We start from the raw sequence: 24,288 nt of genomic DNA on the forward strand, positions 1-24,288 counted from the left end.
GGACTCCCTGATCAGTTTCGACAGCAGACCAAGCATAGCCGCTAATTTGCCATTATTCTGTTCGCCGACTGCTCCAGGTCGGTAGTAGCCCTTAATGGTCGCTGCTCTGTTATTGGGTTCTTAAACTGGATTTTCTTCGGTTACGTAATCGATTCTGAAATCGCGTGCCCTCTGACCGTCGTAGACTAACCTCCACTTCTGACGAACGCTCAAGTGATGGGTTGCCATGGAATTGCAATGAGGCAGATTGGCAGTCACTCACTCGTTCCACGCGTAAAAAATACGTGAGAAAAAGTTAGATTAGATAAGTGACTGATTTATGGAAGATAAAACAAATGTAACTGTTAACAAGGCTCCGGAACCCATGAGTCAACCGATAGAGCCCGGCGCACCGAGCCATGCCGCTCAACAGCGTCAACGTGCCGGCGATCTGGCACGGGCCGTACGTAAAGAACTGCAAAAAGCGGTGATTGGCCAGGACAGCGTGATCGACGACGTCCTGACGGCACTGATCGCCGGCGGCCACGTGTTGCTCGAAGGCGTACCGGGGCTGGGCAAGACCCTGTTGGTCCGTGCCCTCGCACGCTGCTTCGGTGGTGAGTTCGCCCGCATCCAGTTCACCCCGGACCTGATGCCCAGCGACGTCACCGGGCATGCCGTGTATGACTTGCAGACCGAGCAGTTCAAACTGCGCAAGGGGCCATTGTTCACTAACCTTCTGCTGGCCGACGAGATCAACCGTGCCCCGGCGAAAACCCAGGCCGCGCTGCTCGAAGCCATGCAGGAACGGCAAGTCACCCTCGAAGGACGGCCATTGGCGATTGCACAACCGTTCATGGTGCTCGCCACGCAAAATCCGATCGAACAGGAAGGCACTTACCCATTGCCGGAGGCTGAACTGGACCGCTTCATGCTCAAGGTGCGCATGGACTACCCCGACGCCGGGCAAGAGCTGGACATGGTGCGACAGGTCAGCCGCTCGACCCGGGCCGACATGCTTGATGTCCAGCCGATGCGCACGTTGTTGCAGGCCCGGGATGTACTGGTCCTGCAACGCATCGCCAGCGACCTGGCCCTGGACGATCAGGTACTCGATTACGCTGTGCGCCTGGCCCGTTCCACCCGCAACTGGCCCGGCTTGATCCTCGGCGCCGGCCCACGCGCATCCATCGCGCTGGTGCGATGTGCCCGGGCTCGTGCGCTGCTGCGCGGCGGTGAGTTCGTGATTCCGGATGACATCAAAGGCTGCGCCCTGGCCGTGCTGCGCCATCGTGTGCGTATCGCACCGGAGCTGGACATCGAGGGCCTGGATGTCGATCAGGTGCTCAAGCAGATGCTCGACCAAGTGCCGGCGCCGCGCCTGTGAAACCCTCGCGCCTGATGCTCGCCTGGCTGTTGATCCTGTTGGCCTGCACCATTGTGTCGGGCACTTTGCGGGCATTGGAGTTCGCGGTTCCGGCAAATCTCATGGCGATCAACTGGGGGTTGCTCCTGGCGCTGCTGGCCCTGGCACTGCTGGATGCGGTGCGGGTGAAGCGCTTGTCCTCACCCCGACTGATACGCCAGATACCCGGTAGCCTGGCGTTGGGTCGATGGAGCGAGGTGCAACTGACGCTCGAACATGACTTTGCGCAACCGCTGAAGGTCCAAGTCTTCGACCATGTACCACCGGGCCTGGACTTCGAAAACCTGCCGTTGACGGTCGAGTTGCAACCCGACCAGCACAGCCTGGCGGGTTATCGCCTGCGCCCGCTCAAGCGCGGCCACTTCAGCATCGAACGCTGCGAAATCGACCTGCCCAGCCCCTTTGGGCTCTGGTCGGACAGACGTTTGCTCGACCTGCCCGACGCCACCCGCGTCTACCCCGACTTCGCCCGTTTGTATGACGGACAGTTACTCGCGGTGGACAACTGGCTCAGCCAGCTTGGCGTCCGTCGTAAACAACGACGGGGCCTGGGCCTGGAATTCCATCAATTGCGCGAGTTTCGCGAGGGCGACAGCCTGCGCCAGATCGACTGGAAAGCCACCGCCCGCCAGCGCACGCCGATTGCCAGGGAGTATCAGGACGAGCGCGACCAGCAGATCATCTTCATGCTCGACTGCGGCCGGCACATGCGCAGCCAGGATGATGAACTGTCGCACTTCGATCACGCTCTCAACGCTTGCCTGTTGCTCAGCTACGTGGCGCTACGTCAGGGCGATGCGGTCGGCTTGAGCACCTTTGCCAGCGAACAGCCGCGCTACCTCGCGCCGGTAAAAGGCACCAGCCACCTCAACACCCTGCTCAATACCGTCTATGACTTGAACAGCAGCCAACGCAGTGCCGACTATCAGGCCGCGGCCACGCAACTGCTGGCACGGCAAAAACGCCGGGCCCTGGTGGTGCTGGTGACCAACCTGCGCGAAGAGGATGACGATGGACTGCTCTCGGCTGTCAACCGCCTGAGCCAGCGGCATCAGGTGCTGGTCGCGAGCTTGCGTGAAGGCGTTCTTGACACCCTGCGTCAGTCACCGGTGCAGACTTTGCCCGAAGCGCTGGCCTATTGCGGGACCGTGGACTACCTCAATGCACGCGCCGAGCTCCATGAGCGCTTGAACGCTCATGGCGTGTTGGTGATGGATGCACGGCCCGGCGAGTTGGGGGCAGAGCTGGTGACCCGGTACCTGGGCTGGAAAAGAACCGGACTCTGAACCTGAGCAATCCCTCACAGGTGGCTTCCCAGTGATCTCAGGCCGAAGCCGGCAACGGCAGAAAACTGAAATATTGCTTCAACGCCTCCACCAGTTGCCCATATTCCGGTGGTGCCCGTTGCAGGCTGAACCCGGCGTCGTAATGTTGGGGGGTCGCGTCTTCATGGCACCACAGGCAACAGGCCTGCAGGTCGATGATCCGCTGGCCACCTTCGCTGGCGGGAATTTTCAGGCGCAGGTTGAAGTCCGCGCCGATCATCATCGGCAGCAGGCTGATCAACATCAGCCCGTCTTCGGAGACATTGCCCAGGTAGCCAATGGGTTTGCCGGTGATGCCGTTGAACACTTTCAGGAAGTACGGCAGTTGATGCCGCTCGATTCGGCGGTCGGTGAACATGTGCAATTTCGCTATGCAAGGCTCTTAAGCAGAGCCGCACTACTGCTTCGGAACGGGTATGCATAAGTCTTGCCCGCTCTCCCCGCTTCCGGTGCGCCAGTCCTGACAGCGCTGAGTCCTGCTTGTGCCGGTCGCAGGTGTTGCCCCGGTTCAGAGGCAAGGCTCTAAAACCGGTTCCCTGGACTATAGCTCACCACCTCCGGTGAGCCAGCGATCAGAGGATTACGGCCGTCAGAACTGCGCCGGTTTTGCCGCTGCGGCACTGCGCGTCGGGTAGTGGCCCAGGCTCTGCAGGGTTTCGATGCGGGCACGGGCGCGGTAGGCATATTCGCTCTGGGGATAGGACGCCATGATGAACTGATACGTCTGGACCGCATCGATGTACATCTTCTGCCGCTCCAGACACAGGCCGCGCATCATCGACACTTCCGGCCACACGTAAGGCCGCGCGCGGCTGTCGCGCTCGACCTTGGACAGCTCGAGCATCACCTGCTCGCAATTGCCCCGGTCGTAGGCGCTGTAGGCATTGTTCAAATGATGGTTCATCGACCAACGGGTGCAGCCCGTGACGCTGAGGACGCTGATGGCAAGGGCGGCAATGAGAACGAAACGCATGGGGAAATCTCCTGTCTTGAACGCTGTATCGACCCATGGTCGGAAATCTTCAGGCTGCCGGGACGCAAAGTTGCAGGGTTCAATCAAGGCACTGTGGACCGTTGTTGTAGGAGCGAGCCTGCTCGCGATGGACGTCAACGATTATGCGTACTTTCTGAGTAACCGCGTCGTCCTTGAGCTCTTCGCGAGCAGGCTCGCTCCTACAGAGGCCAGGGCAATATCTGGTTCTTCCTTAAAACCAAGCTCTTCACGAAAAAGTAGTGCAAACGAACAATGACTACACCTTCGGAGCATAGTAGCCTCACTCAGCGCTTGAACTCAGGAGTCTTTGCATGTCCGTCCGTCGTACCAAAATCGTCGCCACCCTTGGCCCGGCCAGTAACTCGCCGGAAGTTCTCGAACAGCTGATTCTGGCTGGCCTGGACGTCGCCCGCCTGAACTTCTCCCACGGCACTCCCGACGAGCACAAGGCTCGCGCGAAGCTGGTCCGTGACCTCGCTGCCAAGCACGGCCGCTTCGTTGCCCTGCTGGGTGACCTGCAAGGCCCGAAAATCCGTATCGCCAAATTCGCCAACAAGAAGATCGAGCTGAAGATCGGTGATCAATTCACCTTCTCCACCAGCCATCCTCTGACCGAAGGCAACCAGCAAGTGGTCGGCATCGACTACCCGGACCTGGTCAAGGACTGCGGCGTGGGCGACGAGCTGCTGCTCGACGACGGTCGCGTGGTGATGCGCGTCGATACCGCCACGGCCACCGAACTGAACTGCACCGTGACCATCGGCGGCCCGCTGTCGGACCACAAAGGCATCAACCGTCGCGGTGGCGGCCTGACTGCTCCGGCCCTGACTGAAAAAGACAAGGCGGACATCAAGCTCGCCGCGGAAATGGAAGTCGACTACCTCGCGGTCTCCTTCCCGCGTGACGCCGCCGACATGGAATACGCCCGTCAACTGCGCGACGAAGCCGGCGGCACTGCCTGGCTGGTGGCGAAGATCGAACGCGCTGAAGCCGTGGCCGACGACGAAACCCTCGACGGCCTGATCAAGGCATCCGACGCGGTGATGGTTGCCCGTGGTGACCTGGGCGTGGAAATCGGCGACGCCGAGCTGGTGGGCATCCAGAAGAAAATCATTCTGCACGCACGCCGCCACAACAAGGCTGTGATCGTCGCGACCCAGATGATGGAGTCGATGATCCAGAACCCGATGCCGACCCGCGCCGAAGTGTCCGACGTAGCCAACGCCGTGCTCGACTACACCGACGCCGTGATGCTCTCGGCCGAAAGTGCCGCAGGCCTGTACCCGCTGGAAGCCGTTCAGGCCATGGCGCGTATCTGCGTCGGCGCCGAAAAGCACCCGACCAGCAAGACCTCCAGCCACCGCATCGGCAAAGAGTTCGAGCGCTGCGACGAAAGCATCGCACTGGCGACCATGTACACCGCCAACCACTTCCCGGGCGTGAAGGCGATCATCGCCCTGACCGAAAGTGGCTACACCCCGCTGATCATGTCGCGCATCCGTTCCTCGGTGCCGATCTACGCGTTCACCCCACACCGCGAAGCCCAGGCCCGCGCGGCAATGTTCCGTGGCGTTTACACCATCCCGTTCGACCCGGCGTCCCTGGCGCCGAACGAAGTCAGCCAGAAGGCGATCGACGAGCTGGTCAAGCGCGGCGTAGTACAGAAGGGCGACTGGGTCATCCTCACCAAGGGCGACAGCTACCACACCACCGGTGGCACCAACGGCATGAAGATCCTGCACGTTGGCGATCCGATGGTCTGAGTGACCGGTCGCTGAAAAACAAAAGCCCCGCCATGTGAATGGCGGGGCTTTTTTTATTCCAAATAGGCCTAGCGAACTGTCAGATCTGACAGTAGCTCTCCCCAACGGGAAAGTCTTCAATCGGGTTTCGTCCAACAGTCATTTGCTTCGGCCTGAGGGCTGTGACTTATCCAAATGGAATCGGGCGAGTCGCAGTCCCTCTTAAACGGCTGAGTACTGAAGATGAAAGCTCTTGAAAACGCAAAGGCTGGAACGCTGGATCCGTCATTCGGAGAAAACGGCATTGTCATTGTTGACTTCCCGAACCCTGATGACTACACCCGCTATATACGGCGTGTCACGACGCAGGGCGCAGGCCCGGAGACGAAAATCTATTTTGCGGGTGAAACAACGACATTCAGTTCTTTTGACAGTTATTTTGTCGGTCGATTGAACGATGACGGAACACCTGACAACACCTTTGGCGATAACGGCCTGGTACTGGGGCAATTTCCTCACCGCCGCAGGGCATCTGTTGTGTCGTTTGCCATTCAAGCCGACGGCAAAATTGTCCTGCTGGCGTATCACGCGGATGAACTATCCACGACGACGCTTTTCGCGCGTTTTGAACGTGACGGCAAACTTGATTTGAACTTCGGATCAAACGGCTACACTTCGGTCGATTGGGAACGTAAAACAGCGCCCGACGCCCCTATAGATGATGAAAAGCAGCGACGCACCTCCGGCAACGGGAGCCTGTCGGGCATAGAGATTTTGCCCGATGGGAAGATACTCGCTTGCAACCAGAACAATTGGATAGTTCGTCTGACCCCTGAAGGGATCCTGGATAACACATTCAATAAAACTGGCTACGTTAGAGTGATACATCCCGATTATTCCGCCAATGACATGGTGCTATTTGAAGTACAGGCTCAAAACAATGGCAAGTATGTCGGCTGCGGCGTGATTGTTGGCCCCCCCAACCGATCCTACTTTGTCCGCGTTGATGACACAGGCACGATCGACAAATTATTTGGTTCTAGCGAAAATGGATTTGTCGTCATGGAAGGGTCAATTGAAAGCAAGGGAATACGTATTGACAGGATGGCCAGGCAGCCCAACCAACGAATTCTGGGGGTGGGTGCTACCTACGCGTTCCCCTATGAAAACGGAGTGATGACCAGTATCGAGCCTAATGGCACACCCAATATCCAGTTCAACAGGGGAGAACTCCTCTATACGAACCTGGAGGACAAGAAATGGACGGTCTGGACTGGCGCTGCTGTTCAAAAGGACGGAAAGATTGTTGTAAGCGGTGGGCTGGGTGATGACTCGGTTCCTTTATATGAGGTAGTTGTTGCCCGCTACATCAATGAAACATTGGACCCCTCCTTTGGCGATGGACGAGGCTGGATAACTACAGCTTTGCCCGCACCGGGGGGAGGTTACGCAACTTCCATGGCGTTCCAGGAAGATGGGAAAATCGTCGTAGCAGCCACGGTCAATGAAATAGATAAACCGATGATCTTGCGCTACTTACCTTAATTATTGAATACAAGTCCAGAGTTCCTACCGACCGTTCGTTGAACAATTGAAGCCCCTTCATGTGAATGACGGGGCTTTTTGCTTTCTGATCCAACAGGCATGATGAGGCCGGCCCAGTCAGCGAAAGACTCAATGCCGCTTGATAAACCCCGTCAACGCCGCCAGCGCCTCCGGCGAACGCAGCCGCTGGGTAAACAACGCCCCCTCCTCTTCAATCACCTTGCGCACCAACTCCCGGTCCGGCGCCTTCATCAATTGCTTGCTGATGCGCACTGCTTCCGGCGGCAGCGACTCGAAGCGCAGCGCCATCTCCCGCGCCTTGACCAAGGCTTCTTCGCCACTGCCCAGCGCTTCGGACGCAATGCCCCACGCTGCGGCCTGCTCACCATTGAAACCCTCACCGAGCAGCAACAACTCCGCCGCTTTGGCCTGCCCAAGCAAGCGTGGCAGGATCAGGCTGGAGCCGAACTCCGGGCATAGGCCAAGATTGACGAACGGCATGCGCAAGCGGGCATCGCGGGCCACGTAGACCAGGTCGCAATGCAGCAACATCGTTGTGCCAATGCCCACCGCCGCTCCGGCCACGGCGGCGATCACCGGTTTGCGGCATTCGAGCAGGTTGAGCATGAACCGGAATACCGGGCTGTCGAGGCCGCTTGGCGGTTGCTGGATGAAATCAGCGATGTCGTTGCCGGCAGTGAAGCATTCGGCCGAACCGGTGATCAGTACGGCATTGATCTCGGGGTCGCTGTCGGCTTTTTGCAACGCCTCGGCCAAGTGACTGTACATGGCGCGGGTCAGGGCGTTTTTCTTGTCCGGGCGATTCAGGCGCAGGGTCAACAGGCCGCGTTCGCGTTCAATCTGGATGGCATCGGTCATGGCAGGTCTCGCGTCTGAAAAGTCAGCGCTCAACCACGGGGCAGGAACACATCGGCCAGCAGTTGATTGCGCGGCAATCCCGCCAGGTACAGGCGCCGGGCAAAGGCGTCGACGCTGTCGGGGGCTCCGCAGAGTAAGGCCAGGGTTTGCCGGGAAACAAGCCGCAGTTGCGCCAAAGCCGCGGGTAACTCGGCCGGGGTCCACAGTTCGACACTCAGGTTCGGACGGCTGGCGGCCATGGCTTGCAGGGGCTTGGCCAGGTAGTGCTCATCGGCATCATGGGCCAGGTGTATGACGCGGATGGGGCCCTGATGATCCTGGCGCAGTGCTTCGCGCAATACACCAAACAACGGTCCCAACCCGGTGCCGGCCGCCATCAACCACAGCGGCCGGGCGTGCCAGTCAGGGTCGTAGTGCAAGGCACCGCCGCGCAGTTCACCGAGACGGATCGGATCGCCGATGCGCAATTGCCTGGCGGCATCGCTGAATTCCCCGGGCTTGCGGCAATCGAGATGAAACTCCAGAAAACGGTCTTCTTGCGGCAGGCTGGCGAGCGAATACGGCCGCGCCACGCTACCTGCCCACAACACCAGATGCTGACCGGCGCTGTAGCGCAACGGCCGCTGGGGGATTACCCGCAAGCGCAGCACCGTGGTGCTCAGCCAATCGATCGCCGCGACTTCGGCGGGTCGGCCATCGGTTTGCGGGTCGAAGGCGTGCACCTGCAAGTCCTCGACCACCTGGCACTGGCACGCCAGGCGCCAGCCTTGTTCACGCTGCCGGGCACTCAGGGCATCCGGGCGGCTGTCGCTCGGCAGCCCCCGCACACACTGCACCAGGCAGGCATGGCAACTGCCGGCGCGGCAACTGTAAGGCACTGGTACGCCGTTCTGGTTCAGCGCGTCGAGCAGATTGCTCCCCGCCGCCACCGACCAATGACGCTCGCCGACCCGCAGCTCAGGCATCGACGTTCTCCCACGCTGCCGCGCACCGGTTGCGGCCGTCACGCTTGGCGCGATAAAGCGCCTGATCGGCCCGTTGCAGGGCATCATCGAGGTCGTCGCCCAGTTCCAGCAGGGTCATGCCGGCGGACAGGCTGAGACTGCGTACATTCAGACCAATCAACTCGACATCGGTGAACGCGATGCGCAGCCGTTCGCAGCACGAAGTCAAACTGTCGGCATCGCAATCGGGCAGCAGTACCACGAACTCTTCACCGCCGTAGCGGGCCAGAACATCACCGTCGCGCAGGCACGCGCTGGCAATGCCGGCAAAGGCTTGCAGCACCTGATCGCCGGCGGCATGGCCGTGCAGGTCGTTGATGCGCTTGAAATGGTCAAGGTCGATCAGCGCCAGGCCATGCACGACACCGGCGTCCATGGCGTTCAGTTCACGGGACGCCAGGCGCAGGAAATGCCGCCGATTGAACAGGCCCGTGAGCTCGTCGGTGGCCACCAGGTCTTCAAGTTGGCGCATCATCCCGCGCAACGTGTCCTGGTGCGCCTGCAAAGCAAAACGCCGCTGGCGCATACGCTGTCGCGAAGCCTGCACATAGCGGGCATACAGCACCAGCCACACCAGTACGATGAACAGCACACAGACCTGCAACACTGCCATGGCCGGGTCAGGCAGCTGGAAGTGGTAGCCCTCCCACAGCGTGATCGCACTGAAACTGAAAAACACCAGCAGCGCGCATCGCACTAAAGACCGGCGTGACAAATGGAACAGGCCGAACAACAGGATCAGCACGTAAAACACCAAAAAGGCGCCCCGGGCTTCGTCCAGATGGGCGATCAGCCAGGTTTGCCAGCCCAGCCCCAGCAGCACTTGTGCCTCGGTCAGGCTGGAGTCGGCGAAGCGCAGGTTACAGCCGCTGTAGAACACCGCGAACAGGATAGCCTGGCTGATCACCACCAGTGCGCTGCCGATGACGACACTGGAAAGCGGTGCATTGTAGTGACCGGTAAAAAACGCCAGCCACAGCAACAGCAATGCCAGGGCGTAGGTGCCGGCCGCGAGGGCGAAACGTTTGAGCAACAGGCGCTGGATGGCGTTATGGGTCAATCGTGACTCACCAGATGAAAGGAGACTGACAGAGCGTCCTACTCTACAGACCGGATGTCACTTTAGTGGCGTGGCCGATAAATGACCATTCAATTTTCGGGATCGCCCTATGCGACCAACGATTGACTGCCGGCGGGTGTGCCTGTCCGCGAGGCGCGGTATACTGCCGCGCCTTTTTAGCGTCGCGCCAGCTTCCCCGGCGTGCCTTGAAAGGTGCTTGCAACCGACCGATGCACCCAAGCTGCAAGCACCTTATTGAATGTTCCCGTCTTTTAGAGGAGCGCGACTCATGACCGTGATCAAGCAAGACGACCTGATTCAGAGCGTTGCCGACGCCCTGCAGTTCATTTCCTACTACCACCCCGTGGATTTCATCCAGGCGATGCACGAGGCCTACCTGCGCGAAGAATCGCCAGCGGCCCGCGACTCGATGGCACAGATCCTGATCAACTCGCGCATGTGCGCCACCGGCCACCGCCCGATTTGCCAGGACACCGGCATCGTGACCGTGTTTGTCCGCGTGGGCATGGACGTGCGCTGGGATGGCGCCACCATGAGCCTGGACGACATGATCAACGAAGGCGTTCGTCGCGCCTACAACCTGCCGGAAAACGTCCTGCGTGCTTCGATCCTCGCCGACCCGGCGGGCGCTCGCAAGAACACCAAGGACAACACCCCGGCAGTCATCCACTACTCCATCGTTCCGGGTAACACCGTGGAAGTGGACGTGGCGGCCAAGGGCGGCGGTTCCGAGAACAAGTCGAAGATGGCCATGCTCAACCCGTCAGACTCGATCGTCGACTGGGTTCTGAAAACCGTCCCGGAAATGGGCGCCGGCTGGTGCCCACCAGGCATGCTCGGCATCGGCATCGGCGGCACCGCCGAGAAAGCCGCGGTGATGGCCAAGGAAGTGTTGATGGAATCCATCGACATTCACGAGCTCAAAGCCCGTGGCCCGCAGAACCGCATCGAAGAAATGCGCCTGGAGCTGTTCGAGAAGGTCAACCAGCTGGGCATCGGCGCCCAGGGCCTCGGTGGCCTGACCACCGTGCTCGACGTGAAGATCATGGATTACCCGACCCACGCCGCTTCGCTGCCGGTGTGCATGATCCCGAACTGCGCCGCCACCCGTCACACGCACTTCGTGCTCGACGGTTCCGGCCCGGTTGCCCAGGAAGCGCCACCTTTGGACGCCTACCCGGAAATCGTCTGGGAAGCCGGCCCGTCGGCTCGTCGCGTCAACCTCGACACCCTGACCCCGGAAGACGTGCAGAGCTGGAAGCCGGGCGAGACCGTCCTGCTCAACGGCAAGATGCTCACCGGTCGCGACGCTGCGCACAAGCGCATGGTCGAGATGCTGAACAAGGGTGAAACCCTGCCGGTGGACCTCAAGGGTCGCTTCATCTACTACGTCGGCCCGGTTGATCCGGTGCGCGAAGAAGTGGTTGGCCCGGCTGGCCCGACCACCGCGACGCGGATGGACAAGTTCACCCGTCAGATCCTCGAGCAAACCGGCCTGCTGGGCATGATCGGCAAATCCGAGCGCGGCCCTACCGCGATCGAAGCGATCAAGGACCACAAAGCCGTTTATCTGATGGCTGTCGGTGGCGCGGCTTACCTGGTGGCGCAAGCGATCAAGAAATCCCGTGTTGTCGCTTTCGCCGAACTGGGCATGGAAGCGATCTACGAGTTCGACGTAAAAGACATGCCTGTGACCGTTGCGGTCGACAGCAAGGGCGAGTCGGTACACATCACCGGTCCTGCCATCTGGCAGAAAAAGATCAGTGAAAGCCTGGCGGTGGAAGTGCAGTAAACGGCACTCAGCTCCGCTGAATAAACCGGTTTGTCGGCAACGACAGACCGGTTTTTTTTCGGCCGGATAACTGTACTCCGGCGAGAGAAGAGCGTCCTTCGCATGCTATGGTGCCTTCCCCCATTTTTGCCTGTTGTTCACTGCATGTTGACGACCTCCCGACCCCTGCGCCTGGCGCTCTACACCCTATTGATCATCGCCGGTGCCGCCATCGCCGCGACTCTGGCCATGCGCCACACCGTGCGCCAGTCAATGGTCGAAGACGCAGCGCGCGCCAATCAGCAACTGGCGCTGTATGCCACGTCCCTGCATACCCTGATCGAACGTTACCGCGCCCTGCCCGCCGTGCTGGCGCTGGACCCGGAGCTGCGCTCGGCGCTCAAAGGGGCGGTGAGCCCCGAGCAACAGGATGCCCTGAACCGAAAACTGGAAAAGATCAACGGTGCCGCCCAATCCTCGACCCTGGAACTGCTCGATCGCACCGGCCTTGCCGTAGCAGCGAGCAACTGGCGTTTGCCCAGCAGTTATGTCGGCCACAACTACGGTTTCCGTCCCTATTTCAATCAGACCCGCACCCAGGGCACCGGGCGCTTCTACGCCGTGGGGGTGACCAGCGGGATTCCCGGCTACTTCCTCTCCAGCGCGGTCAGCGATGACGATGGCCAGTTCCTCGGCGCCATGGTGGTAAAGCTGGAATTCCCCGAACTGGAACGCGAGTGGCGTCAGGGCAGCGACACCTTGTTGGTCAGCGATGCCCGCGGAATCATCTTCATCGCCAACCAGCCGGGCTGGCGCTATCGCCTGCTCAAGCCGCTGAGCGACAGCGATCATACCGAACTCAAGAGCACTCGCCAGTACGACAAGCAGCCGCTGACACCGCTTGAGTTTCAATCGTTGCGGCGCTTCGACGACAACAGTGACTTGGCGCGGGTCGATGGCCCGGACGGCAAGGCGGATTACCTGTGGGAATCCCTGCCGCTGACTACCGAGGGCTGGACCCTGCACCTGCTGCGGCGCCCGCAGGTCGCCTTCGAAGACAGCCGCAACGCCGCCCTCGCCGCGGCCGGGCTATGGCTGACGCTGGTGTTCCTGCTGCTGTTTCTCAATCAACGCTGGCGCCTGGCCAAACTGCGTCAGCGCAGTCGTGAAGAGCTCGAACGACTGGTAGAAGAACGCACCCGCGACTTGCGCACCGCTCAGGAAGGCTTGGTGCAATCGGCCAAACTCGCGGCGCTGGGGCAGATGTCCGCCGCCCTGGCCCATGAGATCAACCAGCCGCTCACCGCCCAGCGCATGCAGCTGGCGACCTTGCGCCTGCTGCTCGACCACGGTCGCGTCGACGACGCCTACAAGGCGCTTAAACCGGTGGATGAAATGCTCACACGCATGGCCGCCCTCACCGGTCACCTGAAAACCTTCGCCCGCAAGAGTCCCAGCGGTTTGCGCGAACGCCTGGACCTGGCGGCGGTGGTGGACCAGTCGCTGCAACTGCTCGACACCCGGTTGCGCGACGAACAGGTCAGCACCGTGCTGCACCTGACCCGCCCGGCCTGGGTGCGTGGCGATGCGATTCGCCTGGAACAGGTACTGATCAATCTGCTGCGCAATGCCCTCGACGCGATGCAGGACAAACCCTGCAAACGTCTGGAAATCCGCCTCGAAGCCGACGAACAATTGTGGCGCCTGAGCGTGATCGACAACGGTGGCGGCATCGCCGAAGAGAATCTGCCCAAAGTCTTCGATCCGTTCTTCACCACCAAACCGGTGGGCGAAGGCCTGGGGATCGGTCTGGCCGTTTCGTTCGCCATCGTTCACGAATCCGGCGGGCGCCTGAGTGCCGACAATCATGACAAAGGGGCGGTGTTTACCGTGACCTTACCCATCGACCTGGAGGTGCATGAACCATGCTGAACTCAGTGATCGTGGTCGACGACGAAAGCAGCATCCGCAGTGCCGTCGAGCAATGGTTGAGCCTGTCGGGTTTCGAGGTGCAGCTGTTCAGCCGCGCCGATGAATGCCTGGCGCAGTTGCCCAGGCATTTTGCCGGGGTGATTCTCAGCGATGTGCGCATGCCCGGCATGACCGGTCTGGAACTGCTGGCCGAGGTGCAACGCCGGGATGCCGATTTGCCGGTGATCCTGCTGACCGGCCACGGCGATGTACCGATGGCCGTCGAAGCCATGCGCGACGGTGCCTACGACTTCCTGGAAAAACCCTTCAGCCCGGAAACCCTGCTCGGCAGCCTGCGCCGCGCCCTCGACAAACGCCGGCTGGTGCTGGAAAACCGCGCGCTGCACGAGCAGGCGGACAACCGCGCCAAACTGGATGCCACGCTGCTCGGCGTGTCCCGGGGTTTGCAGACCCTGCGTCGGCAAGTTCTGGACCTGGCAGCACTGCCGGTCAACGTGCTGATTCGCGGCGAAACCGGTAGCGGCAAGGAGCTGGTCGCGCGTTGCCTGCATGACTTCGGGCCGCGGGCCGACAAGCCCTTTGTCGCGCTCAACTGCGCGGCCATCCCCGAGCAATTGTTCGAGGCCGAGCTGTTCGGCCACGAGAGCGGCGCGTTCACTGGGGCGTCCGGCAAGCGCATCGGCAAACTCGAGTACGCCGACGGCGGCACGCTGTTTCTCGATGAAATCGAAAGCATGCCGCTGGCCCAACAAGTGAAACTGCTGCGGGTGTTGCAGGAGCAAAAGCTTGAACGACTGGGCTCGAACCAGAGCATCCGCGTGGATTTGCGCATCATTGCCGCGACCAAGCCGGACCTGCTCGACGAAGCGCGGGCCGGACGTTTTCGCGAAGACCTGGCCTATCGCTTGAACGTTGCCGAGTTGCGCTTGCCGCCGTTGCGCGAACGCCGTGAAGACATACCCCTGCTGTTCGAATCCTTTGCCCAAAACGCCGCCGAACGCCTGGGACGCAAATTTCCACCGTTGAGCGGTGCGCAGTTGAGCCACCTGCTGAGCCATGACTGGCCGGGCAACGTGCGCGAACTGGCGAACGTCGCCGAGCGTCAGGTATTGGGGCTCGGTGAACCGGAGCCCTTGGGCATCGAGCCCGGCCAGTCACTGGCGGCTCAGCAGGAAGCGTTCGAGGCGCAATGCCTGCGTGCGGCATTGACCCGGCACAAGGGCGATGTGAAAGCGGTGCTCGAAGAACTGCAACTGCCGCGCCGGACCTTCAATGAAAAGATGCAGCGGCATGGGTTGAGTCGGGAGATGTTTTTGCCCGAGGCCTGATTTTTGTGGCGTCTGCTCTGGCCTCATCGCGAGCAGGCTCACTCCTACAGTGGTTTGATGTACGCCGATCCATTGTAGGAGTGAGCCTGCTCGCGATGAGGCCGGTACAACCACAGCAACACTTGAGCAATTTTCCGCTCACCACCAACCACAGATAAGCGGATTTCCGCTCAACGAAACGTCATCACCCCTCTAAACCGGCCCTCTCCCCGTTGGCACAGCTCCTGCTATAGCCCTGGCAGGCTGCGTTTAATCGCGCTCCACAAAAACAATTAAATGAAGGATCCTTCAATGGATAACTCCAACGCCCTGCCCCTTGGGTCGGCTGCCACGCCGGCTAAAGAAAGAACCACCGCCAGTCGCATCAAATCGATTTTCAGCGGTTCTGTCGGCAACATGGTCGAGTGGTATGACTGGTACGTCTACGCCGCCTTCTCCCTGTATTTCGCCAAGACCTTCTTCCCCAAAGGCGACACCACCGCCCAATTGCTCAACACCGCCGCGATCTTCGCCGTGGGCTTCCTGATGCGTCCGATCGGTGGCTGGCTGATGGGTCTGTATGCCGACAAGGTCGGGCGCAAAAAGGCCCTGATGGCCTCGGTGTACCTGATGTGCTTCGGCTCGCTGCTGATCGCCCTGAGCCCGGGTTATGAAGTCATCGGCATCGGCGCGCCGATCCTGCTGGTGTTCGCGCGCTTGCTGCAAGGCCTGTCGGTGGGTGGCGAATACGGCACCTCCGCCACTTACCTCAGCGAGATGGCGACCAAGGAACGTCGCGGCTTCTACTCCAGCTTCCAGTACGTGACACTGATCTCCGGCCAGCTCATCGCTTTGGCGGTGCTGATTGTCCTGCAGAACTTCCTGACCACCGAGCAGCTGTACGCCTGGGGCTGGCGCATCCCGTTCGCCATCGGCGCGCTGTGTGCCGTGGTTGCGCTGTACCTGCGTCGCGGCATGGAAGAAACCGAGTCGTTCACCAAGAAAGAAAAAGCCAAGGAAAGCGCGATGCGCACCTTGATGCGCCACCCCAAGGAACTGATGACCGTGGTCGGCCTGACCATGGGCGGTACGCTGGCGTTCTACACCTACACCACCTACATGCAGAAATACCTGGTGAATACCGTCGGCATGAGCATTTCCGACTCCACCACCATTTCCGCCGCCACGTTGTTCCTGTTCATGTGCCTGCAACCAATCATCGGCGGGCTGTCGGATAAAATCGGTCGTCGGCCGATCCTGATTGCCTTCGGCATTCTGGGCACGCTGTTCACCGTACCGATCCTCACCACCCTGCACACCATTACGACCTGGTGGGGCGCGTTCTTCCTGATCATGGCGGCGCTGATCATCGTCAGCGGCTACACCTCTATCAACGCCGTGGTGAAAGCCGAACTGTTCCCGACCGAAATCCGCGCCCTGGGCGTGGGCCTGCCGTACGCACTGACCGTCTCGATCTTCGGCGGCACCGCTGAATACATCGCGCTGTGGTTCAAGAGCATCGGCATGGAAACGGGTTACTACTGGTACGTGACCGCGTGCATCGCCGTGTCGTTGCTGGTGTACGTCACCATGAAAGACACCCGCAAGCATTCGCGGATCGTGACGGACTGATCGCCAATCGACGCTCACCGCAACGGTGAGCACCAAGGCCCTTCGCGAACGAACTCGCGAAGGGCACCGTTCGTCTGCGCCTCCACCAGGATAATCATCGGTTAATGCACCGGCAGCAGCCTGCTGCTGAGTGCATCCCTATCGACAGGACGCACGTATATCCGTTACAGGTCTCGAAAGAGTGCCTGAACGTATCCAAAGCGAACGTACCTGGAGTACCTGTCATGAATATCCGATTGATCCTTGCTCTGACCCTTTCCTTGCTGGCTGCCAATACCTTTGCAGCCGATGGCTACGACAAAACCGGCTCGGCCTCTTTCGGCTCCGATGCCAGCGCCGCCATCGAACGCAGCCACTCGGGCACCTATGCCTCGGACGGTTTTGACAAAACCGGTAGCGCTGAAGCTATCGGCTGATCGTGGAGGGAAATTCACAGCTCGACCTCAAAACCCTGTAGGAGCGAGCTCGCTCGCGATGGTCGTCAACGATAACGTTGGTTGGCAGGTGCCCCGCGGCGCTCTCAGGTTTATCGCGAGCAAGCTCGCTCCTACAGTGATCTTCATCTGACTGGAAATCTGCGGCGCATGCTTGCACCATGAACGTCTCCCGCAAGTTCTGGAAATCCCCATGCCCGACGCCATCCACTTCTACGAACCCGCCAACGGCCACGGCCTGCCCCACGATCCATTCAACGCCATCGTCGGCCCGCGCCCCATCGGCTGGATCTCTTCACAGGATGCCGAGGGCCGCTTGAACCTGGCGCCCTACAGTTTCTTCAACGCCTTCAACTACATCCCGCCGATCATTGGGTTTTCCAGCGTCGGGCGCAAAGACAGCCTGAACAACATCGAACAGACCGGCGAGTTCGCCTGGAACCTGGCCACCCGGCCGCTGGCCGAGCAGATGAACCAGAGCAGCGCAATGGTCAAACCTGAGGTCAACGAGTTCGAACTCGCCGGGCTGACGACCGCTGCCTCGAAGGTCATTCAGGTGCCGCGGGTGGCCGAGAGCCCGGTGTCCTTCGAGTGCAGGGTCACGCAGATCATCCAGTTGCAACGGGCGGACGGCAATGTGGTGCCGAGCTGGCTGATCCTCGGCGAAGTGGTCGCCGTGCATATCGCCAAGTGGCTTTTGAAAGACGGGGTGTACGACACCGCCGCGGCAGAACCGATTCTGCGCGGCGGCGGGCCGGCGGATTATTTCCAGCTGGGGCCTGAGGCGTTGTTCAAGATGTACCGCCCGGGACGGTGAGAATCACCAGAGCAGGTCGGTGTTTTCCTTGACGTCCTTGAGGCGGGTCAGCTCCTTGGCGGCCGCATCATCAGCCTCGTGAGCGGTCTTGAAGATCTGCCCTTCCAGCACTTTGTGAAAACGCGGGGCGCCGGAACCACCCAGCGCCTTGACGGCGATAGCGGCGTGGTAACCACCCTCGCCCGGTACTACAGCGGAAACAGCTTCGAAGTGTTCAAAGGCTTTACGTGCCATGTCGCGCATCCTGGCTGGTTGAGAATGCCGTCATTAAACCCTCAACCGGCCAGTTTGTGTACCGCCAGTCCAGACTGACCGAGAGCCTGCGCCGTCGAGACATCCTTGAAGGTGTGGAAATCCAGACTGTTGACCACCAGCTCCTGCACCAGCTCGGCAAAAATCTCCATCGCAGGCGTGCTGAAGTACGCGGTCATGGCCTGTTGATTGCTCCAGAAACCGGACACCAGCCACAACTCCGGATCGCATTGCGAATGCTGCAAGGCAAAGCTCAGGCAGCCTGGCGCTGCGCGGGACGGTTCGATCAGAGCGCTGAGGCGCACACCGAGTTCCGCCGAACGCCCGGCGCGCGCTCGAACGAAGGCCATATGACTGACGGGGATTTGCGTGGACATGTTCAACCCTCCCGGGGAGTTGCGTGGCAGCCGGGGGACGGGCTGCGACAGGATCAAAGGTTAAGGGCCGCGACGCCTGTCTCGTTAGTCGATTCCTGCCGGTGCGTTGCACAATCCTGCGAAACTGCATCGCCAGCCTGTAACAAGCTGTAAAACCCTGTCACGGTTCTGCCATACGAGTTTCAAGCAAGTTTTTCAGGCACATGGCTCTGGTAGCTACACCGCCGGTGGACCCCGGGCAGAATCAGGCAAGCATCTGGCAGGATGTGTCTACCGCTGCCGCTTGCACAAACTTATGCTCTGCTCCATTCCTTCCATGCCTTGCCGAGGATGCCTCGCATGTCGTCGCTCGATCACTTTCAAGCCCCGCTGGTCACCGACATGGAAAAACAGCGCGCGGAACTGGCGGCCATCATCCGCCGCAACACCGCCGAAGATGGCAGTTATGCCACGGCCATCGGCTCGCTGTTCATGTCCCGCCACAGCCAGTCCCACGAGTTCGCCCCGGTGCTCGCGCAACCGGCGCTGTGCATCATGGCCCAGGGGCGCAAGGAAGTTCAGTTGGCCAACGAGTACTTCAATTACGACCCGTTGAACTACCTGGTGGTCTCGGTCTCGATGCCGCTCAGTGGACGGGTGGTGGATGTCTCGCCCGAGGAGCCGATCCTCGCCTTGCGCCTGGACATCGACCCGACTGAAATCACTGCACTGATCGCCGACGCCGGGCCCCTCGGCGTGCCCACGCGGCCGACCGGGCGCGGGCTGTATGTCGAAAAACTCGACACCGCGATGCTTGATGCGGTGCTGCGTCTGGCACGGTTACTGGACACGCCGAAAGACATCGCCATGCTCGCGCCGCTGATTCGCCGGGAGATTCTCTATCGACTGTTGCGCAGCAAACAGGGACATCGGCTGTACGAAATCGCCATCGCCAACAGTCAGAGCCATCGCATCAGCCAGGCGATCAAATGGCTCAACGGCAATTTCGAACAGCCGTTGCGCATCGATGATCTGGCCAAGGAAGTGAACCTGAGCGTGTCGACGCTGCATCACCGTTTCAAGGCGATGACGGCGATGAGTCCGTTGCAGTATCAGAAGCAATTGCGCCTGCAGGAAGCACGGCGGTTGATGCTGGCCGAAGGGCTGGAGGCTTCGGCGGCGGGGTATCGGGTCGGGTATGAAAGTCCGTCGCAGTTCAGCCGGGAGTACAGCCGGTTGTTCGGGGCTCCACCGTTAAGGGATCTGGCGCGGTTGCGGTTGTCAGTTTGATCCAGAATTTGTGTGGGTTGTGCCGGCCCTATCGCGAGCAGGCTCACTCCCACAATTGATCTCCAGTGAACACAACATTCGTGAACACCTCAGATCCATTGTAGGAGCGAGCCTGCTCGCGATGAGGCCAGTGAAGCCAACATCAAATCCGGATCAGGCCCCAAGTACCCGGCAAGCCTCCACCGGCAAGGTCACCGACACCGGATGCCCAACGCTCAAGCCAAAGCCCTGACACGGCGTGCTCAGCGCGGTAAACGACACCCCGGAACACTCCACCGTGGTCTCGATGGTCGCACCGATATCCCGCACGAACGTCACCTTGCCCAGCAAGCGGTTGCCCGCGGTCGCCTGCGGAGCCGACAGTTGCAGGTCTTCCGGGCGAATCAACATCTTCACCTTTTCACCGACCACAATGCTGCTGCAGATCGGCACTTGCAGCGCATCGCCGCCTGGCAAGCTGACCTTGCCGTTGCCCAGCACCGTGGCCGGGAAGATGTTGCCCGAGCCGATGAAGTCCGCGACGAATTCGTTGGCCGGGTGCCGGTAGATCTCGATCGGCGTGCCCACCTGCTGCACCTTGTGCTCACCCAATACGACCACGATATCGGCCATGGTCATGGCCTCGCGCTGGTCGTGGGTCACCATGATGGTGGTGATGTTCAAGCGTTGTTGCAGTTGACGGATTTCCACCTGCATCGACTCGCGCAGCTTGGCGTCCAGTGCCGACAACGGCTCGTCGAGCAGGAGGATTTTCGGGTGCGAGGCAATCGCCCGGGCAATCGCCACACGCTGGCGTTGGCCGCCGGACAGCTTGGCTACCGGGCGATTGATCATCTGTTGCAGCTGGATCAGTTCCAGCAACTCCACCACCCGCGCCTGCTGGTCAGCCTTGCTGACCCCACGCAGTTTCAGCGGATAGGCGATGTTCTCGCCCACGGTCATGTGCGGGAACAGCGCCAGGGACTGGAACACCATGCCGAAGTTGCGCAGGTGCGCCGGGGTGTTGCCGATGTCTTCGCCGTCCAGGCGGATCTCGCCGGCGGTCAGTGTTTCAAGGCCGGCGATCATGCGCAGCAAGGTGGTCTTGCCGCAGCCCGAAGGGCCGAGGAAACACACCAGTTTGCCCTCGGGCAAATGCAGGTTCACATCCGTTACCGCGCAGGCCGAGCCGTAATGTTTCTCGACGTTTTCCAGAATCAGACCAGACATGTGAATCACCTCAAGAAATCAGAACGAAACGCCACCTTCACCAACCAGCTTCTCCAGCGCCCAGATCAGGACGAAGTCGATCAGCACGATCAGCACGGCAAACGAAAATACGGTTGGGTCGAGCGAAGACACGGTGCGGCTGTACATCCAGATCGGCACGGTCATCACATCGATGGTGTAGAGGAAGTAGGTCACGGTGAATTCGTTGAACGAGACGATGAACGCCAGCAGCATGCCCGCCAGGATCCCCGACTTCATCAACGGCACCACCACATCGACAATCGCCCGCAGCGGTGAAGCGCCGAGCATTTGCGCGGCCTCTTCGACTTCGCTGCCGATGGAGAGCATCGCCGCCGTGCAGTTTTTCACCACGAACGGCAACGCGAGGATCACGTGGGCGATCACCAGGCGCGAGGTGGTCATGTGGAACGGCAGGCTGTCGAACACCAGCAGCAACGCCAGGCCCAGCACCACCATCGGGAACACCAGCGGTAGCGACATCAGTTGCAGTGCCACGGCCTTGCCGCGGAACTCGCAACGGGTCAGCGCGTAGGCCGCCGGCACCGCGATGATCGTGGCGAAAATCATGGTCAGGCACGACACCAGCAGGCTGGTGCTCATGGCCTGGCCGAGGCTCAGGACGTCACTGGCGTCCGGCGACACGAAAGTGTGCCAGGCGGCCTTGTACCATTGCAGGCTGTAGCTGCTCGGCGGGAAGTCGAGGTTCGACGCGCCGCTGAACGACATCACGATCATGGTCAGGATCGGCAGTACCGCCAGCAGCAGGATGAAGCCGGAAAGGATGCCGGCAAACTTGCCGGTATCACCCGGCAACAGCTGACGCTTCTTGGTCAGGGTACTCATTGCGAAGCCTCCAGCATGCGCCGACGACGGCCGGTGATGTATTCGGACAGGGTCATGATCGCGAGGGTGGTGACGATCAGCACCACGCCGGCAGCGGAGGCGGCGGGCCAGTTCATCAGCGGGGCGATCTGGTCATGCACCATCACCGCCAGCATCGGCACGCGCCGGCCACCGAGCAGCAAGGGCACCACGAAACTGCTGGCGTTATAGGCGAACACCAGGGTCGCACCGGTAATGATCCCCGGCAGGCTCATCGGCAGTACCACCTGGCGAAACACCTGGAAGCGACTGGCGCCCAGGGTGGCGGCCGCTTCTTCGTAGCTGCGGGCGACGCCGCGCATGGCGCTGGCAATCGGCAACACGGCCAATGGGAAAGCGGTTTGCACCAGGCCCATCAACACGCCGTTCTGATTGTAGAGCAGCATGATCGGGCGCTTGATCAGGCCCAGGCCCATCAGTGCCTGGTTGAGCATGCCGCCAGGGCCGAGGATCACCAGCCAGCCATAGCTTTGCAGCAACAGGTTGACCAGCAATGGCAACAACACCGCCGCAAGGAAGATCCGTCGCACGAACGGCGAGGTCAGGCGCGACATGGTGTAGGCCACCGGGATCGCCAGGATCACTGCGATCACCGCGCTGATCAGCGCCAGGCGCAGGGTCAGCATCAGCGATTTGAGGTAATAGGGTTCCAGCAACTGGGCGTAACTGGCCAGGCTGAACCCGGACCACTCCGCGCCCTTGGTGCCCACGCTCATGCGCAGTACCAGGAGGCTCGCGGCGATCAGCACGCCGAGAAACAGCATCGACGGTGTGAGGAAAAGCCAGGCGCGCGCGGTCGGCGAAACACCCCGACTCGGGCGCGACTCAGCGGCGCTGACCGAATGGGTCAAAGGTTGGTGTTCCATAGCAAAGGGTCTCGTCAATGGAAAGCAGCTGACAGACACAAGACTCAAGGTCACTTTGCCCCCTGTGGGAGCGAGCTTGCTCGCGATGACTGCTTGTCAGTCGCCAAGGATGTCGACTGACACTCCGCTATCGCGAGCAAGCTCGCTCCCACAGGGGATCTTCAGTGTTTGAAGATCCTGTGTACGTCACTCGATCAGGAAGAAAAGATTTCCGTGTAACGACGAATCCATTGGTCATGCACAGTCGCCAGGAAAGCGTTGTCGTGCATGATCGCCTTCTCGGCAATCTGCTCCGGCGTGAGGATGTACGGGCTCTTGCGTGCTTCGGCGGAGATGATCGCCTTGGCGTTGACCGGGCCGTTGTAGATGTCTTCAGCCATCTTGCCTTGCACCAGCGGGTCCAGGGAGTGGTTGATGAAGGCGTAGGCCATGTCGGTATCGCCCGGACGGTTCTTCGGCATCACCGACAGCATCAGGTCGGTGTAGAAACCTTCCTTCATGCCAAAGGTGGCGCCCAGGCCGTAGGCCGGATCGCGGATCTGTTTCGGGAAGAACGCTGGTGCGTAAAGGCCGCCCATGTCCAGGGAACCGGTACGGAACAGTTCGGCGATCTGGTTCGGGTTTTCGCCCAGGGTCACCACACGATCCTTCAGCTCGGCGAGTTTCTTGAAACCAGGCTCGATGTTGTGCTCGTCACCACCGGCCAGTTTGGCGGCGATGATGATCAGGTCCATGGCCTCGGTCCAGTTCGGCGGCGGCAGGAAAATGTTCGGCGCCGCGTCGGCATCCCACAGGGAGGCGTAGCTGGTCGGGGCTTCTTTCTGGGTGCGGGTGCTGTAGACCAGGCTGTTGCACCACAGCAGGTAACCGATACCGTGGCCATTGGCGCCGGTGCGGTATTTCTCCGGTACATCGACGAGATTGGGAATGCGGTTGAGGTCGGGTTTTTCCAGCAGGTTCGCGGCGGCCAGACCTTCGGCGCCGACGCCTGCCAGGGTGATGATGTCGTACTGCGGACGATCACCGCCGGCCTTGAGCTTGGCGACCATTTCCGAGGTACTGCCGGTGCGGTCGGCGATGACCTTGCAGCCGTACTTGTCTTCGAAAGTCGCGGCGATGTTACGCAGTGCGGCCAGGCCGGTGTCATCGGACCAGGTCAGCAAACGCAGAGTCTTGCCGGCAAAACGTGTGTCGCTGGCATTGGCCTTGATGAACGGCATGCTCATGGCGGCCGCTGCAACCGAGGCTACGCCCACGGTCTTGATAAATTGACGTCTGTTCAGATCATGCTCGCCCATTACGGACTCCCTTTGTTTTTGTAGGTATAAGGCAGGTCGAAACTGTTGCATCCGCGCGACTGGATCAGCGTTAGCCCCTCTATTTTCGGGGGTTTGGTTGAACCAGCGAGTTCATCCTGAGGTCGTGTAAAACACCTGACTATCGATAAAAACTCATTGAAGCCATGACGCCAGCGCATGCCTCTTGTAGGAGCGAGCCTGCTCGCGAAAGGTGCAAGGGCACCGCGCTCATTCAGGCTGCTCGCG

General features: G+C 60.6%; 22 protein-coding genes. 11 read left to right on the forward strand and 11 right to left on the reverse strand.

Going from position 1 to position 24,288, the window contains the following annotated elements:
• Positions 1-364 precede the first annotated feature (364 nt).
• Both BSF44_RS06555 and BSF44_RS06560 read left to right on the forward strand, forming a co-directional pair.
• On the forward strand, positions 365-1,366 hold the full coding sequence (locus BSF44_RS06555; RefSeq protein ID WP_095942801.1) for a MoxR family ATPase: 1,002 nt from the start codon (positions 365-367) through the stop codon (positions 1,364-1,366).
• Entirely contained in the window at positions 1,363-2,691 is a 1,329-nt protein-coding gene (locus BSF44_RS06560) for a DUF58 domain-containing protein (RefSeq protein WP_095942802.1), read from the forward strand. Before BSF44_RS06555 ends, BSF44_RS06560 begins: the two co-directional genes overlap by 4 nt.
• 37 nt (positions 2,692-2,728) lie before the next feature.
• On the opposite strand, the gene BSF44_RS06565 is transcribed toward BSF44_RS06560, so the two are convergent.
• Positions 2,729-3,088, reverse strand: coding sequence for a PilZ domain-containing protein (locus BSF44_RS06565; RefSeq protein ID WP_095942803.1), 360 nt, complete (start codon positions 3,086-3,088; stop codon positions 2,729-2,731).
• A gap of 231 nt (positions 3,089-3,319) precedes the next feature.
• Entirely contained in the window at positions 3,320-3,703 is a 384-nt protein-coding gene (locus tag BSF44_RS06570) for a tol-pal system YbgF family protein (RefSeq protein ID WP_095942804.1), read from the reverse strand.
• 332 nt (positions 3,704-4,035) lie between these two features.
• On the opposite strand from BSF44_RS06570, the gene pyk reads away from it, so the two are divergent.
• Both pyk and BSF44_RS06580 read left to right on the forward strand, forming a co-directional pair.
• A complete protein-coding gene (gene pyk, locus BSF44_RS06575) occupies positions 4,036-5,487 on the forward strand; it encodes a pyruvate kinase (RefSeq protein ID WP_008052494.1) in 1,452 nt (483 codons plus the stop codon).
• A 222-nt stretch (positions 5,488-5,709) separates the two neighbouring features.
• Positions 5,710-7,011, forward strand: coding sequence for a hypothetical protein (locus BSF44_RS06580; RefSeq protein WP_095942805.1), 1,302 nt, complete (start codon positions 5,710-5,712; stop codon positions 7,009-7,011).
• Positions 7,012-7,140: 129 nt separating this feature from the next.
• On the opposite strand, the gene BSF44_RS06585 is transcribed toward BSF44_RS06580, so the two are convergent.
• Genes BSF44_RS06585 through BSF44_RS06595 form a run of 3 tightly spaced genes read right to left on the reverse strand, consistent with a single transcriptional unit; the run spans position 7,141 to position 9,954 of the window.
• Positions 7,141-7,890, reverse strand: coding sequence for an enoyl-CoA hydratase-related protein (locus BSF44_RS06585; RefSeq protein WP_095942806.1), 750 nt, complete (start codon positions 7,888-7,890; stop codon positions 7,141-7,143).
• Between the two features lie 29 nt (positions 7,891-7,919).
• Positions 7,920-8,855, reverse strand: coding sequence for an iron-sulfur-binding ferredoxin reductase (locus tag BSF44_RS06590; protein ID WP_095942807.1), 936 nt, complete (start codon positions 8,853-8,855; stop codon positions 7,920-7,922).
• Positions 8,848-9,954, reverse strand: coding sequence for a GGDEF domain-containing protein (locus BSF44_RS06595; RefSeq protein ID WP_095942808.1), 1,107 nt, complete (start codon positions 9,952-9,954; stop codon positions 8,848-8,850). The genes BSF44_RS06590 and BSF44_RS06595 overlap by 8 nt, the downstream gene beginning before the upstream one ends.
• A gap of 289 nt (positions 9,955-10,243) precedes the next feature.
• Between BSF44_RS06595 and BSF44_RS06600 the strand changes: the two genes are divergently transcribed.
• The 6 genes from BSF44_RS06600 to BSF44_RS06625 all read left to right on the forward strand — a co-directional run bounded on the left by BSF44_RS06600 (position 10,244) and on the right by BSF44_RS06625 (position 17,868).
• Positions 10,244-11,767, forward strand: coding sequence for a fumarate hydratase (locus BSF44_RS06600; protein WP_056726089.1), 1,524 nt, complete (start codon positions 10,244-10,246; stop codon positions 11,765-11,767).
• Positions 11,768-11,911: 144 nt separating this feature from the next.
• A complete protein-coding gene (locus tag BSF44_RS06605; RefSeq protein ID WP_095942809.1) occupies positions 11,912-13,678 on the forward strand; it encodes an ATP-binding protein in 1,767 nt (588 codons plus the stop codon).
• Entirely contained in the window at positions 13,672-15,006 is a 1,335-nt protein-coding gene (locus tag BSF44_RS06610) for a sigma-54 dependent transcriptional regulator (RefSeq protein WP_057713486.1), read from the forward strand. Before BSF44_RS06605 ends, BSF44_RS06610 begins: the two co-directional genes overlap by 7 nt.
• A 291-nt stretch (positions 15,007-15,297) precedes the next feature.
• On the forward strand, positions 15,298-16,617 hold the full coding sequence (locus BSF44_RS06615) for an MFS transporter (RefSeq protein ID WP_095942810.1): 1,320 nt from the start codon (positions 15,298-15,300) through the stop codon (positions 16,615-16,617).
• A 224-nt stretch (positions 16,618-16,841) separates the two neighbouring features.
• Positions 16,842-17,033, forward strand: coding sequence for a hypothetical protein (locus BSF44_RS06620; protein WP_095942811.1), 192 nt, complete (start codon positions 16,842-16,844; stop codon positions 17,031-17,033).
• Between the two features lie 211 nt (positions 17,034-17,244).
• Positions 17,245-17,868, forward strand: coding sequence for a flavin reductase family protein (locus BSF44_RS06625; RefSeq protein WP_095942812.1), 624 nt, complete (start codon positions 17,245-17,247; stop codon positions 17,866-17,868).
• A 3-nt stretch (positions 17,869-17,871) separates the two neighbouring features.
• Here BSF44_RS06625 and BSF44_RS06630 read toward each other — a convergent pair whose 3' ends face one another.
• Positions 17,872-18,102 (reverse strand): hypothetical protein, encoded by a 231-nt coding sequence (locus BSF44_RS06630; RefSeq protein ID WP_095942813.1) that lies wholly within the window; start codon positions 18,100-18,102, stop codon positions 17,872-17,874.
• A 41-nt stretch (positions 18,103-18,143) separates the two neighbouring features.
• Entirely contained in the window at positions 18,144-18,497 is a 354-nt protein-coding gene (locus BSF44_RS06635; protein WP_095942814.1) for a putative quinol monooxygenase, read from the reverse strand.
• A 339-nt stretch (positions 18,498-18,836) separates the two neighbouring features.
• On the opposite strand from BSF44_RS06635, the gene BSF44_RS06640 reads away from it, so the two are divergent.
• Positions 18,837-19,766: an AraC family transcriptional regulator gene (locus BSF44_RS06640; RefSeq protein ID WP_095942815.1), complete on the forward strand. Its 930-nt coding sequence runs from the start codon at positions 18,837-18,839 to the stop codon at positions 19,764-19,766.
• 153 nt (positions 19,767-19,919) lie between these two features.
• Here BSF44_RS06640 and BSF44_RS06650 read toward each other — a convergent pair whose 3' ends face one another.
• From BSF44_RS06650 to BSF44_RS06665, 4 genes are all read right to left on the reverse strand, one after another.
• A complete protein-coding gene (locus BSF44_RS06650) occupies positions 19,920-20,975 on the reverse strand; it encodes an ABC transporter ATP-binding protein (protein ID WP_095942816.1) in 1,056 nt (351 codons plus the stop codon).
• Between the two features lie 18 nt (positions 20,976-20,993).
• Complete coding sequence (locus tag BSF44_RS06655) at positions 20,994-21,839, reverse strand: ABC transporter permease (RefSeq protein WP_095942817.1); 846 nt, start codon at positions 21,837-21,839, stop codon at positions 20,994-20,996.
• Complete coding sequence (locus tag BSF44_RS06660) at positions 21,836-22,744, reverse strand: ABC transporter permease (RefSeq protein ID WP_095942818.1); 909 nt, start codon at positions 22,742-22,744, stop codon at positions 21,836-21,838. Before BSF44_RS06660 ends, BSF44_RS06655 begins: the two co-directional genes overlap by 4 nt.
• A gap of 194 nt (positions 22,745-22,938) precedes the next feature.
• Positions 22,939-24,042, reverse strand: coding sequence for an extracellular solute-binding protein (locus BSF44_RS06665; RefSeq protein ID WP_095942819.1), 1,104 nt, complete (start codon positions 24,040-24,042; stop codon positions 22,939-22,941).
• Positions 24,043-24,288 lie beyond the last annotated feature (246 nt).

Origin of the sequence: Pseudomonas sp. ACN8 (assembly GCF_002303925.1) — a bacterium.
Classification (GTDB): Bacteria; Pseudomonadota; Gammaproteobacteria; order Pseudomonadales; family Pseudomonadaceae; genus Aquipseudomonas.